Origin of the sequence: Simplicispira lacusdiani (genome assembly GCF_003604195.1) — a bacterium.
Taxonomy (GTDB): Bacteria; Pseudomonadota; Gammaproteobacteria; order Burkholderiales; family Burkholderiaceae_C; genus Simplicispira; species Simplicispira lacusdiani.
Map to the genome: position 1 here is coordinate 200,485 of NZ_QXGR01000007.1, position 12,718 is coordinate 213,202.

The window sequence follows — 12,718 nt, forward strand, 5'->3', positions numbered from 1 at the left end:
GGATAATGCCCATCATGGTGAAAATCCTGCTCCTGCTTGGTTTCCTGGCCATTGTGGCCAGTCTCGGCTCCGCATTGTTCTTCATGATGCGCACCGGCCACGACGACGCGTCCCGAGGCAAGCGCATGGCGCGCGCCCTCGCCTGGCGCGTGGGCCTGTCGGTGGTGCTGTTCGCTTGCCTGCTGCTGGCCTGGAAGCTGGGTTACATCCAGCCCACCGGACTGCCGGCCGCCCGCTGACCCCCAGGCCAGGGCCGATCCAGCGAAAAAGGCGCCACGAGGCGCCTTTTTGCATGTGGGGAACAGCTCCATCACATCCAGTAGACCAGCACGTACAGGCCGAGCCAGACCACGTCGACGAAGTGCCAGTACCAGGCGGCGCCCTCGAAACCGAAATGCCGCTCGGCGCTGAAATGGCCCTTGTGCAGGCGCAGCGTGATGACCAGCAGCATCAGCATGCCCAGGAACACATGGAAACCATGGAAGCCCGTGAGCATGAAGAAGGTGGAGCCAAAGATGCCCGAATTGAGCTTGAGGTTCAGGTCGGTGTAGAGGTGGAAGTACTCGTACCCTTGCACGCACAGGAAGGTGAAACCCAGCAGCACCGTGATCCACATGAAGGCGATGGTCTTGCCGCGCTGGTTCTCGCGCAGGGCATGGTGCGCGATGGTGAGCGTCACGCCCGAGCTCAGCAGCAGCGCGGTGTTGATGGTCGGCAGCCAGAATGGGCCCACGGTCTTGAACGGCTCGACGATGCCAGCGGGCGACGCCGTGGCGCCAGCGGCCACGCTGGGCCAGACGGCCTTGAAATCGGGCCAGAGCAAGCCGTTCTCCAGGCTGCCCAGCGCTGGCACCGAGTGCGCGCGCGCCCACCACAGCGCCGTGAAGAAGGCACCGAAGAACATGACTTCCGAGAAAATGAACCAGCTCATGCTCCAGCGGAAAGACAGGTCGATCTTGCGGCTGTACAGGCCTCCCTCGCTCTCGCGCGTGGCATCGCCGAACCACTGGTAAAGCACGAACAGCCACCAGACGAGGCCCAGCGCCAGGGAATACTGTCCCCAGTCGTGCCCATTGATCCACTGGCTCGCGCCCAAGATCACGAAGAACAGCCCGGCCGCCGCCATGATGGGGTGGCGCGACTCCGAGGGGACGTAGTAGTACGGGGTTGCACCGTGGGTGGATGTGCTCATTTGCGGCTCCTGACTCTTTGTATCTTTGTCGTTCGTTCCATGCGCCCAGCCGGGTCAGACGATCCAGTGGACCAGCGCCACCAGCGCGGCCACCAGCAGAAAGATGGCAACCAACCCGACCGCGATGAGGTGCAGCGGGTTGACCCTCTCCAGGTCCTCCCGGTATTCGCTGCCCTTGCGCAGGCCGATGAAGGACCACGCCACCGCCTTAACGGTACGCACCGCCGACCCCTTGCGGCGGTGGGCGGGCACCGGGTTCACGGCGTGCGGGCTCATGCTCCGGCCTCCGCCGCGCCCGGCGTCGGCACGGCCACCGTGGACGGCGCCGCGGGCGTCTTGCCGCCCACCTCGAAGAAGGTGTAGGACAGCGTGATGGTGGTGACATCCTTGGACAGGCGCGGATCGATCACGAAGGCCACCGGCCACTCGCGCTTCTCGCCCGGTTCCAGGGTGTACTGGTTGAAGCAGAAGCATTCGAGCTTGTTGAAATGCGCGGCCGCCTGGCTGGGCGCATAGCTCGGAATGGCCTGCGCCGCCATGCGCCGGTCCTGCACGTTCTGGAATTCGTAGACGACCGTGGCCAGTTCGCCCGGATGCACCTGGATGGAGCGCTGGGCGGGCTTGAACTGCCAGGGGCCGCGCGCATTGGCATCGAACTCCACCGTGATGGTGCGGCTCTTGTCCACCTGGGTGTTCGCCGGCAGCTTGGCCTCGCGCCCCGCCACGCCGTTGCCGGGCACCTGGCGCTCGGACAGCGCCAGGATGTTGATGCCGGTCATTTCGCAGATGGTCCGGTAGATCGGGATCAGCGCGTAGCCGAAAGCGAACATGCCGACCGTGATCACGGCCAGCTTGCCCACCATTCTGGCGTTTGCGCGGTGTCGGTTCATGGTGTGGGCCTGCTCAGTGGTTCAGCAGGATGATCTTGGCCATGAAGCCGGCAAAGAAGGCCGCTGCGACGGAAGCCAGCACCAGCGCCATGCGCAGGTTGGCTTTTTTCTGTTCGGAGGTCATGGCAAGGCTCCTTCAGCCGATCACGCGCGTGGCGGTCGCGTCCAGCTTGGGCGGATTCTCGAAAGTGTGGAAGGGCGCCGGCGAGGGCACTTCCCATTCCAGGCCTTCGGCGCCATCCCAAGGCTTCTGGGCCGCTTTCTCGCCCTGGCCGCGCATGCAGGGCCAGACCACGGCCACGAAGAAATACACCTGCGCCAGACCGAAGCCCAGCGCGCCGATGGAAGCGATCGCATTGAAGTCGGCGAACTGCATGGGGTAGTCGGCATAGCGGCGCGGCATGCCGGCCAGCCCCAGGAAGTGCATGGGGAAGAAGGTGATGTTGAAGAAGACCAGCGATACCCAGAAATGGATCTTGCCGCGCACCTCGGAATACATCACGCCGGTCCACTTGGGCAGCCAGTAGTAGACGCCGGCGAACAACGCGAACAATGAACCCGCCACCAGCACGTAGTGGAAGTGGGCCACCACGTAGTAGGTGTCCTGCAGCTGGATGTCGATCGGCGCCATGGCCAGGATCAGGCCGGTGAAGCCGCCGATGGTGAACACGAAGATGAAACCCACCGCGAACAGCATGGGCGTCTCGAAGGTCATCGAGCCGCGCCACATCGTGGCCACCCAGTTGAAGATCTTCACGGCCGTGGGCACCGAGATCAGCATGGTGGCGTACATGAAGAAGAGCTGGCCCGTCACCGGCATGCCCGTGGTGAACATGTGGTGCGCCCAGACGATGAACGACAGGATGGCGATGGACGAGGTGGCGTACACCATGGAGGCGTAGCCGAACAGCTTCTTGCGCGCGAACGCGGGCACGATCTGGCTGATGATGCCGAAGGCCGGCAGGATCATGATGTAGACCTCGGGGTGGCCGAAGAACCAGAAGATGTGCTGGTACATCACCGGGTCGCCGCCGCCAGCGGGGTTGAAGAAGCTGGTGCCGAAGTGGCGGTCGGTCAGCGTCATGGTGATGGCGCCGGCCAGCACGGGCATCACGGCGATCAGCAGGTAGGCGGTGATGAGCCAGGTCCAGCAGAACATGGGCATCTTCATCAGCGTCATGCCGGGCGCGCGCATGTTCAGAATGGTCACGATGATGTTGATCGAGCCCATGATGGACGAGGCGCCGAGGATGTGCATTGCGAAGATGCCGGCATCCATCGAGGGGCCCATCTGCAGCGTCAGCGGCGCGTACAGCGTCCAGCCCGCGGCCGGCGCGCCGCCGGGCATGAAGAACGAGCCCACCAGCAACAGAGCGGCCGGGATCATCAGCCAGAAGCTGAAGTTGTTCATGCGCGCGAAGGCCATGTCGGAGGCGCCGATCTGCAGCGGCACCATCCAGTTCGCGAAGCCCACGAAGGCCGGCATGATGGCGCCGAACACCATGATGAGGCCATGCATGGTGGTGAGCTGGTTGAACAGCTCGGGGTTCACGAGCTGCAGGCCGGGCTGGAACAGCTCGGCGCGGATCAGCAGCGCCAGCACGCCGCCCACCATCAGCATGGTGAACGCGAACAGCAGGTACAGCGTGCCGATGTCCTTGTGGTTGGTGGCGTACAGCCAGCGGCGCCAGCCGGTGGGGCCATGGTGGCCATGGGCATCTTCGTGGGCATGGCCGCCAGCATGTGCGGGGTGATCGAGAACTGCGCTCATAGGGGGTTCCTCAATGCTTTCGGGCGCTGGTCACTTGCCGCGCTGTGCCACGACGGCGGCGGGCTGCACCAATTGGCCGGTCTTGTTGGACCAGGCGTTCTTGGTGTAGCTGACCACGGCCGCCAGGTCGGTGTCGCTGAGTTGCTTCCAGGCGGGCATGGCGCCATTGGCCGCGCCCTGGAGCACCACCTGGAGCTGTTTCGCGGGGTCGGCATCCTTGACGATGGCCGAGCCATCGAGCGGCTTGATCGGCCCCGCGCCCTTGCCGCTGGGCTGGTGGCAGGCCGCGCAGTTGGCGGCGTAGACCTTCTCGCCGCGCTTCATCAGGTCATCGAGCGCCCAGACCTTGGCCGGATCGTCGAGCTTGGCGGCGGCCTTCTTCTGCTCGGCCTGGACCCACTGGCTGTAGTCGCTGGCCGAGAGCACCTTCACATGGATGGGCATGTAGGCATGCTCCTTGCCGCACAGCTCGGCGCACTGGCCGTAGTAATCACCCACCTTCTCGGCGCGGAACCAGGTGTCGCGCACGAAGCCGGGGATCGCGTCCTGCTTGATGCCGAAGGCCGGCACCATGAAGGCGTGGATCACGTCGTTGGCGGTGGTGATGATGCGGATCTTTTTGCCCACCGGCACCACCAGCGGGTGGTCCACCTTGAGCAGGTAGTTGTCGGGCGCGTTGGCCACGTTGCCGCTGTTGGACATGGCGCGGTGGCTGCTGTCGAGCGTGGAGATGAAGGACAGGCCCTCGCCCTCGCCCTTGAGGTAGTCGTAGCCCCATTTCCACTGGTAGCCCGTGGTCTTGATGGTGAGATCGGCGTTGGTGGTGTCCTTCTGCGCCACCAGCACCTTGGTGGCGGGCAGCGCCATGCCGATGACGATGAGGAAGGGGATCACCGTCCAGACCACCTCCACGGTCACGGACTCATGGAAGTTGGCGGCCTGGGCGCCCTGCGATTTGCGGTGCTTCCAGATGGCATAGAACATCACCGCGAAAACGCCGACGAAGATCACCGTGCAGATGATGAGCATCATCCAGTGCAGGAAATGCTGTTCCTCGGCGATGCGCGTGACGGGGGGGTGCAGGTTGAGCTGGTTGACGGCGGGGCCGCCCGGCAGGTCCGCCACGGCATGGGCCGCGCCGCCCACCCAGGCACCAGCCAGCAGCAGCGCGGAGGCCAGCTTGCGGGGAATGCTCTTCATGGTTCTCACTTGTTTCAGCCTCATAAATCCAGACCTCTGTCCCCGCACGGGCGGGTTGGGGCGGCCGGATCGCTCCGTGCCGACAGTCCGGAAACCGGACGGCAGCACCGAAGCAGCCCGCGCCAGGATGGCGTGACCAAACAGGTTGTCGTGTGTTTCCGGCGCGCCGGCGGGTGTCGTCCGGGTGCCCTGCCTTTCCGCCGCTGGAAAGACCGGCCCCGCCTGGCCGCAACGGATGGCGGCGCTCCCCCACAAATCCCCCTGATGGCATTCGGGAAGATTGTAGCGCCGCTTGTTTTAAATCAGGGAAATGCGCGAATCATTCACACCAATACGGTGTATTTGCGACAGATCATTGACAAAATTTGTCAGCTTCGATCTAGTCAACCCCATCCTTGCGCCCAGGGCCGCGCAGCATCGCGCGCATGTCCTGCAGCGAGACGGCCGCGTGCTCCGCCACGCGAACGCGGGGCGCCGGCTTGAAGGCGTGGCCGTAGACGATCTCGAAGGTCAGCGCCAGCTGGCCAGTCTGCGGGTCGGCCAGGCGCTCGGTCAGTTCACGCAACAGCCGCCCATGCCAACCCCGCCCGCGCAGACCGGCAAAGCGCTGCGGATGCAGGTTGGCGCCCAGCTCGCGCAGCTCCTGGAGCAGGCGTTCGGCGGTGGCGAAGGTCAGCGTGATGCGCTCCATGTCCATCACCGGCTCGGCGAAGCCCGCCTCGATCAGCATGTCGCCCCAGTCGTGCATGTCGGTGAAGGCATGGCCGGGCGCGGGCCAGCCCAGCGCCTCGTACATGGCGCGCAGTTCACGCAGCGAATCGGGCCCCAGGCACGAGAACATCAGGTAGCCATCCACCGCCAGCGCGTCGTGCCACTGCGCGATCAGCGCCTGCGGGTCGGGCGCCATGTGCAGCGCCATGTTGGCCCAGAGCATCTGCACCGCGCCGCGCCCGGGCGGCTCCAAGCGCACGGCGCCGCCCTTCCAGCGCGCGGCGCTCCACCAGGGCGCGGCGAGCGCGCTGGCCGCGCGCGGACGCATAGGCGCCGAGGTTTCGACCACATGGCAGGCGGCGTCGGGGTAGCGCTGGCGCACCAGTGCATGGGCCTGCAGGCCGCCGCGCACCGCGTCCCAGTGGCACCAGGACAGCGGCGCCTCGCGGATCCATTGCAGACGCCCTTCCATGCGCCGCGCCACCTCCTCGTGCAGCCAGGGGGAATGCGCGGGCGCGGCGGTGTGCCAGCGGGCGGCGGCAATGGGATCGATCGTGGGAGGGCGCTCTGACGGCATGGGGCAAGGGTCCGGGACAAAGGGAAAAGCGCATATATTGGACACCATCATGCTCGGACGGCTTGCATCAGGGGTATCCACGGGCCTGCAGGCCCTGGCGGCGCGCCTGCCCAGCCAGTGCGCCGTCTGCCACGCCTGGCCCGCGCAGCGCGTGTGCGAGGCCTGCGCCGCGCGCTTTGCCCAGCCACGCGCGCGTTGCACCCGCTGCGCCCTGCCCCTGCCCGCGGGCCAGGCATGCTGCGGCGCCTGTCTGCGCCACCCTCCGCCCCTCGATGCCTGCGTGGCGGCGGTGGACTACGGCTATCCCTGGGCCGGCATCCTGGCGGATTTCAAGTTCCGGGGCGATCCCGGCTGGGCCGGCACCCTGGTGACGCTGCTGCGCAGCACCCCCTGGGCAGAGCCGCTGCTGGAGGCCGCCGACACCGTGCTGCCCGTGCCGCTGTCGCGCCAGCGCCTGTGCGAGCGCGGCTTCAACCAGTCGCTGCTGTTGGCCCGGCATCTCGCGCCGCGCAAGACCGATGCGAACCTGCTGCTGCGCCTGCACGACACGCCCGCCCAGCATGGCCTGCCACGGGCGCGGCGCCTGCGCAACCTGCGCGGCGCCTTCGCCGTGGAACCGCTGCGCGCGGCACGGGTGCAGGGCCGGAGCGTCGTGCTGGTGGACGACGTGATGACCACCGGCGCCACGCTGCACGCGGCGGCGGCGGCCCTGCGCCAGGCGGGTGCGCGGCAGGTCTCCGCCCTGGTGGTGGCCCGCACGGATGCGCCCGGATGAAACCCATTTTTACGAAGCCCGCGGCCAGGGCCCGTCCACCCACCCCACAATACGCGCCATGTTCCATGTCGTTCTGGTCGAACCCGAAATCCCCCCCAACACCGGCAACGTGATCCGCCTGGCCGCCAACACCGGCTGCACGCTGCACCTGATCGAGCCCCTGGGCTTCTCGATGGAGGACCGGCTCATGCGCCGCGCCGGGCTGGACTACCACGAATACGCACGCGTGCTCCGCCATGCGGGCTGGACGGCCTTCGTGCGTTCGCAGCACCCCGACCCGGCGCGCATGTTCGCGCTCACCACGCACGCCACCCGCGCCGTGCATGACAACGCCTTCCTGCCCGGCGACTGGCTGGTGTTCGGCGCCGAGACACGGGGACTGCCGCCGGAGCTGCGCGAGACCTTCGCGCCCGCGCAGCGCCTGCGCCTGCCCATGGTGCCGGGCCAGCGCAGCCTGAACCTGTCGAATGCGGTGGCCGTGACGGTGTTCGAAGCCTGGCGGCAGAACGGCTTCGCCCTCGCGCCCTCCCCCAGCGCCGCCCCCGCCGTTTGATTCAGGCTGGCGCGCCGCCTTGCTGCAGCGCCACGGCCTGGGGTATCTGCTCGGTCACGAAATCCAGGAAGGCCTTGGCGCGCGCCGGCAGCATGCGGCGGGACGGCAGCGCAGCATAGACCGTGTAGCGCGCATACATCCAGTCGGGCAGCACATGCACGAGCGCGCCGCTGTCCAGGTGCGGCTGGACCAGCAGCCGCGCCATCACGGCCACGCCCACGCCGTCGAGCGTGGCGCGCAGCAGCAGGTCGGTGCTGACCGACTGCAGCGCCACCGGCATGTCCACCTCGGCATCGGGCTCCTCGCCGCGCAGGTGGCGCAGGCACAGCTTGCGCCCGTTGTGGGCGCGGGCGGCCACGCCGTTGTCGCGCAGGTACTGGTGGGCCACGAGGTCCGCCGGCTCGTCGGGCATGCCCATGCGTTCGAGGTAAGCGGGCGACGCCACGACGATGGCCTCGCCCTGGAACAGCGCGCGCGCGACGATGTTGCTGTCCACCCCTTCGGGCAGCACCATCAGCGTGACATCGAAGCCATCCACCCGTGACGAGGCGAAGTTGTCGGTCGCGACATCCAGCAGCAAGCGCGGATAGCGCGCGCGCCACTGCGGCACCAGCGGCGCCAGGAAATAGGTGGCCAGCACCGGCGGCACAAGCACATGCACCGTGCCGCGCAGGTCGCGCGTGCTCGCGGCCGCGGCGGCCTCGGCGTCCTCGATCTCGTGCAGGATGGCACGCACGCGCAGCAGGTAGGCCTCTCCCGCATCGGTAAGCGCGAGCTTGCGCGTGGTGCGCTGCAGCAGCCGCGTGCCCAGGTGCTGCTCCAGCTCGGCCACCATGCGCGTGACCACGGGCGGCGACATGTCCATGGCGCGCGCGGCGGCGGCAAAACCGCCCTCGTCGACGACGCGGGCGAACACCCTCATGGCTTGCAGACGGTCCATGGTTCAGCCCCTTTGCCCAGCACGCGCCGGGCCTGAAGAATGGTCATGGAAGCAAGCCAGCCTTCCGTCGCGCTGCGCAGCCTTCACGGCCTTTGCAACTGGCGCGGCCCAGACCAGCGACCGCCGCGCAAGGGCCGCCCCGCCGCGCTGGCGGTGTCCCCCTTCCCGCATGGCGCAGCCATGCGAGAGAAGGGGGAAGCGGCGCAGCCGCTCAGGGAGTTGACACCTTATGCCGGCGCGCCGTAGCTGCGCGAGAGCGATTCGGCCACGCAGGCGGGCTTGTCGCCGCCCTCGCGTTCCACCGTGACCAGCCAGGTCATCTGCATGCCGTCGGGCGGCAGCGGCTCGGTGGCCTGCAACGTGAGGCGGGCACGCACACGGCTGCCCACGGGCACCGGCGAGGTGAAGCGCACGCGGTTCAGGCCGTAGTTCACCCCCATGCGCGCGCCCTCGGTGCGCACCGCCAACTCGAAGAAGCGCGGAATCAGCGACAGCGTGAGGAAGCCGTGCGCGATCGGCGCGCCGAAGGGCCCGGCCTTGGCGCGCTCGGGGTCCACGTGGATCCACTGGTGGTCGCCCGTGGCCTGGGCGAACAGGTTGACCTGTTCCTGCGTGATGGTGATCCAGTCGGTCACGGCGACCTCCTGGCCCACGCAGGCGCTCATCTCGGAGTAGGAATGGAAAATCTTCATGGCACCAATGTAGCGCCGCCTCCCCATGCGCGATGTCTGGCCGGCGACAGCGGCGCGCGCTCACGAATCCAGCCATGCGCAAATGCCCTGCCATTGCTCCAGGTCGCGTGCCACGCGGCCCGGCGTCACGTCGAACAGCGTGAGGCCGTGGGCAGCGAGGTGGAGGTAGTTCTGCGTGTCGCGCAAATAGCCCAGCACGGGAAATCCCAGGCTGTCGACGAAATGGTGCAGTTGCTCGGCCGCGCGCGTGCGCTCGTCCACGCGCATGCCCACGATGCCCACCTCGGCGCGCCCGGCGCGGCGGTGCGCGGCGAGCTGGTCGAGGAATTCGCGCGTGGCGAAGATGTCGAACACGCTGGGCTGCAGCGGCACGATGATCTTGTCGGCCAGCTTGAGCACATCGCCCAGGCGCCAGCCGTGCAGGCCGGCGGGCGTGTCGAGCACCGCATGGCGGCACTCCCGGGGCGGGCGCGAGATCATGTCGGCGCTGGCATCCCAGGTGCCGATGGCGCGCGCGGCCGGCGGGCGCAGGCCCAGCCACAGGCGCGCGGACTGCTGCCGGTCGACGTCGCCCAGCGCTACCGCGTGGCCCTGGCGCGCCCAGTAGCCCGCGATGTTCGTCGCCAGCGTGGACTTGCCCACGCCGCCCTTCGGATTGGCCACTACAACCACTGGCATCTCGACCTCCTCACAACGGGTTTCACGGCAGCATAAGCGAAAAGTGCCTCAACCACCCAATGGTAAAGCGCAAGCAGCTATCAAATAGATAGCATTCAAAATAGGTACAGGAAGCTCAGGCGTGCTGGCCGCCGCGCTTGACGAAGAACAGCCCGGCGCCGACCGCCATCAGCAGGCCGCCGAACACGCGGTTCTGGGCGCGCACCGCGCGGGCGCTGCGCATCAGGCGGCGCAGCGCGCTGGCGCCCGCCGCGTAGCCGTGCATCACCACCACATCCACCGCCACGGTGGTGGCGGCCATCACCAGCAGCTGCGTCCACAGCGGACGGGTGTCGGTCATGAACTGCGGCAGCACGGCCACCATGAAGATGATGCCCTTGGGGTTGGTGGCATTGGTGAGGAAGCCGGTCAGGCAGCGCTTCTGCCACGGCCCGGCCGGGGACTCCTCATCGCCCTGCAGCGGCGAGGCGTCGCCCGCGCGCCACTGCGAGAAGCCCACGTAGATCAGATAGCAGGCGCCCAGCACCTTCACCACGCTGAACGCCAGCTCGGAAGCCAGCAGCAGCGAGCCCACGCCCGCGCCCGCGATGAACAGGATCAGCAGCAGCCCCAGCTGCAGGCCCAGGATGGTGGCGCCGGCCTTGCGCACGCCGTAGTTGAGGCCGTGGCTCATGGACAGCACCGCGCCCGAGCCGGGCGACACCGCGATCAGGCACGAGGCCACGAAAAAAGCCAGCCAGGTCTGCAGGTCCATGAACACACCATCCAAAAACACAAGGGGCTGGCATCTTAGCAACGCGGGCCGCGCCCGCGCCACGGCCGCCGCAAAGCCCCGTGTGCCAGCCCGCTATGCGGAATACAGCGGGTAGAGGGTTTCTTCCTCGCGGCGGATGCGCTCCGCCAGCACCTTGCCGATGCCTTCGAGCGCCTCGCTGAACTGCTGCGCGAATTCGGGGTGGCGGGCCAGGTCGCGGTAGTCGGTCAGGAACGCCACCACCGCCTTGCCGATGTCGTCCATCTCGTGGCGGAAGGAGCGGATGAGCTGGTGGCTGGATGCGTCCTTGGCCAGCGCGTGTTCCAGATAGACATAGAGGCGCACGTTCTCGGTCAGCAGGTGGCTCTGCAGGAGGATGCGAAATTCCTCCAGATGGCGCGCGGCCTGCACGACGTCGCCGCGGCGCGCGGCGGTCTGGGTCTGGGTATAGAGACGCAGCAGGGCCTGGTGGTCCTGCTGCAGCTTGCCCACAAGGTCGGGGTGAAAGTGGATCGCCGTGCCCGGCGCGACATTCTCGGTCGCCGCCACGGGAGGCTTCTCCGGAGCCGCCGGTGCCTTGGGCGGTGCCACAACCCCGCCATGGGCGGGCTCCTTCTTGCCAAAAAGCCAATCGAACAGATACATGGTCTCCCCATTGCGCGGCCCTGGATCGGCCGCAGGGCAGACCTTAGGACCGGGCGCCTGGTGCGACCTTAATCCATATCAATCAAGTGGTTATTTGCAGTGCAGCATGGGCAAAGCGCCACACCGGGCGCGTCCTTCCATGCAGTTCCCGCTTGATGCAAAAAGAGCTGCCAGCGCCCATACCACGGGCGCTGGCAGCTCTGTTTTCAATAGCAATCCGATCAGTCGAGGCTGGCGCCCGATTCCTTGACCACCTTGCCCCACTTCTGGGTTTCCTTCTGGATGAAGTCGGCGAACTGGGCCGGCGTCTCGTTAGCCGGCTCGCCGCCCTGGTCGTCGATCTTCTTCTTCACCTCGGCGTTGGCCAGCACCTTGGACAGGGCCGCGCTGATCTTGGCCAGCACCGGCGCAGGCGTGGCCGCCGGGGCGAACATGCCGAACCACGACGTGGCCTCGTAACCAGGAACGCCCGCCTCGGCGATGGTAGGCACATCGGGCAGGTCGGCCGAGCGCTTGGCGGTGGAGATGGCGATGGCGCGCAGCTTGCCGCTGCGCACATGCGGGATCACCGAGGGCAGGTTGTCGAACATGATCGAGATCTGGCCGCCCAGCAGGTCGCTCACGGCGGGCGCGCTGCCCTTGTAGGGGACATGCACCATGTCCACCTTGGCCATGCTCTTGAACAGCTCGCCCGACAGGTGGGGCGACGCGCCGTTGCCCGGCGAGCCGAAGTTGATCTTGCCGGGGTTGGCCTTGGCATAGGCGATCATTTCCTGCACCGTCTTGAACGGCTGCGAGGGGTGCGCCACGAGCAGGTTGGGCACCATGGCCACGCGCGTGAGCGGGGCGAAGTCCTTGATCGGATCGTAGGGCAGCTTCTTGTAGAGCGAGGCATTGATGGCATGCGTGCCCACCGTGCCCATGAACAGGGTGTGGCCGTCGGCCGGTGCCTTGGCCGCGAATGCGGCGCCGATGTTGCCCCCCGCGCCGGCCTTGTTCTCCACCACCACGGGCTGGCCCAGCTCCGTCGACAGATACTGCCCCACCAGGCGCGCCAGGATGTCGGTGGTGCCGCCTGCGGCGAACGGGACGACGATGGTGATGGGCTTGGTGGGGTAGTTCTGTGCGCTGGCGGCCAAAGGCAGTGCGGCGGCAGCCGCCGCCAGGGCGATGGTGCTCAAAACAGAACGGCGGGTGGTACGGGTGAAATCAGACATGGTGTTTCCTGGGTTCAAGGGTGGAAGTCGGTGGTGTATTCAGACCGGCAGCGCTCACACGCGCTCCAGGATGACGGCGATGCCCTGCCCCACGCCAATGCACATCGTGCACAGCGCGTAGCG

16 protein-coding genes are annotated in these 12,718 nt (G+C 67.3%); 3 read left to right on the forward strand and 13 right to left on the reverse strand.

Annotated elements, in window-relative coordinates:
* Positions 1–14 precede the first annotated feature (14 nt).
* Positions 15–239, forward strand: a complete 225-nt coding sequence (locus D8S75_RS12060; protein ID WP_370807636.1) for a twin transmembrane helix small protein — start codon at positions 15–17, stop codon at positions 237–239.
* A gap of 71 nt (positions 240–310) precedes the next feature.
* On the opposite strand, the gene D8S75_RS12065 is transcribed toward D8S75_RS12060, so the two are convergent.
* The 7 genes from D8S75_RS12065 to D8S75_RS12090 all read right to left on the reverse strand — a co-directional run bounded on the left by D8S75_RS12065 (position 311) and on the right by D8S75_RS12090 (position 6,341).
* On the reverse strand, positions 311–1,192 hold the full coding sequence (locus tag D8S75_RS12065) for a cytochrome c oxidase subunit 3 (protein ID WP_119966582.1): 882 nt from the start codon (positions 1,190–1,192) through the stop codon (positions 311–313).
* A 54-nt stretch (positions 1,193–1,246) separates the two neighbouring features.
* On the reverse strand, positions 1,247–1,468 hold the full coding sequence (locus D8S75_RS12070) for a DUF2970 domain-containing protein (RefSeq protein WP_119966583.1): 222 nt from the start codon (positions 1,466–1,468) through the stop codon (positions 1,247–1,249).
* On the reverse strand, positions 1,465–2,082 hold the full coding sequence (locus D8S75_RS12075; protein WP_119966584.1) for a cytochrome c oxidase assembly protein: 618 nt from the start codon (positions 2,080–2,082) through the stop codon (positions 1,465–1,467). Before D8S75_RS12075 ends, D8S75_RS12070 begins: the two co-directional genes overlap by 4 nt.
* 13 nt (positions 2,083–2,095) lie before the next feature.
* Positions 2,096–2,206, reverse strand: a complete 111-nt coding sequence (locus tag D8S75_RS17750; protein WP_232829031.1) for a cytochrome oxidase small assembly protein — start codon at positions 2,204–2,206, stop codon at positions 2,096–2,098.
* 12 nt (positions 2,207–2,218) lie between these two features.
* Positions 2,219–3,853, reverse strand: coding sequence for a cytochrome c oxidase subunit I (ctaD, locus tag D8S75_RS12080; RefSeq protein WP_119966585.1), 1,635 nt, complete (start codon positions 3,851–3,853; stop codon positions 2,219–2,221).
* Between the two features lie 30 nt (positions 3,854–3,883).
* On the reverse strand, positions 3,884–5,053 hold the full coding sequence (gene coxB / locus D8S75_RS12085; protein ID WP_119966586.1) for a cytochrome c oxidase subunit II: 1,170 nt from the start codon (positions 5,051–5,053) through the stop codon (positions 3,884–3,886).
* Positions 5,054–5,432: 379 nt separating this feature from the next.
* Positions 5,433–6,341, reverse strand: a complete 909-nt coding sequence (locus D8S75_RS12090; RefSeq protein ID WP_119966587.1) for a methyltransferase domain-containing protein — start codon at positions 6,339–6,341, stop codon at positions 5,433–5,435.
* Positions 6,342–6,390: 49 nt separating this feature from the next.
* Here D8S75_RS12090 and D8S75_RS12095 point away from each other — a divergent pair, with 49 nt between their 5' ends.
* Positions 6,391–7,116 (forward strand): phosphoribosyltransferase family protein, encoded by a 726-nt coding sequence (locus tag D8S75_RS12095; RefSeq protein WP_119966614.1) that lies wholly within the window; start codon positions 6,391–6,393, stop codon positions 7,114–7,116.
* A 58-nt stretch (positions 7,117–7,174) separates the two neighbouring features.
* Positions 7,175–7,669: a tRNA (cytidine(34)-2'-O)-methyltransferase gene (locus D8S75_RS12100; RefSeq protein ID WP_119966615.1), complete on the forward strand. Its 495-nt coding sequence runs from the start codon at positions 7,175–7,177 to the stop codon at positions 7,667–7,669.
* Between the two features lies 1 nt (position 7,670).
* On the opposite strand, the gene D8S75_RS12105 is transcribed toward D8S75_RS12100, so the two are convergent.
* The 6 genes from D8S75_RS12105 to D8S75_RS12130 all read right to left on the reverse strand — a co-directional run bounded on the left by D8S75_RS12105 (position 7,671) and on the right by D8S75_RS12130 (position 12,595).
* Positions 7,671–8,609 carry a LysR family transcriptional regulator gene (locus tag D8S75_RS12105; protein WP_119966588.1) on the reverse strand — a complete coding sequence of 313 codons (939 nt, stop codon included), beginning with the start codon at positions 8,607–8,609 and terminating at the stop codon, positions 7,671–7,673.
* Between the two features lie 227 nt (positions 8,610–8,836).
* A complete protein-coding gene (locus D8S75_RS12110; RefSeq protein WP_119966589.1) occupies positions 8,837–9,301 on the reverse strand; it encodes a MaoC family dehydratase in 465 nt (154 codons plus the stop codon).
* 60 nt (positions 9,302–9,361) lie between these two features.
* Positions 9,362–9,979, reverse strand: a complete 618-nt coding sequence (locus D8S75_RS12115) for a nucleotide-binding protein (protein WP_119966590.1) — start codon at positions 9,977–9,979, stop codon at positions 9,362–9,364.
* Between the two features lie 115 nt (positions 9,980–10,094).
* Positions 10,095–10,733: a LysE family transporter gene (locus tag D8S75_RS12120; RefSeq protein WP_119966616.1), complete on the reverse strand. Its 639-nt coding sequence runs from the start codon at positions 10,731–10,733 to the stop codon at positions 10,095–10,097.
* Positions 10,734–10,826: 93 nt separating this feature from the next.
* Positions 10,827–11,378: a hemerythrin domain-containing protein gene (locus tag D8S75_RS12125; protein ID WP_119966591.1), complete on the reverse strand. Its 552-nt coding sequence runs from the start codon at positions 11,376–11,378 to the stop codon at positions 10,827–10,829.
* Between the two features lie 221 nt (positions 11,379–11,599).
* Positions 11,600–12,595, reverse strand: a complete 996-nt coding sequence (locus D8S75_RS12130) for a tripartite tricarboxylate transporter substrate binding protein (RefSeq protein WP_119966592.1) — start codon at positions 12,593–12,595, stop codon at positions 11,600–11,602.
* Between the last annotated feature and the right edge of the window lie 123 nt (positions 12,596–12,718).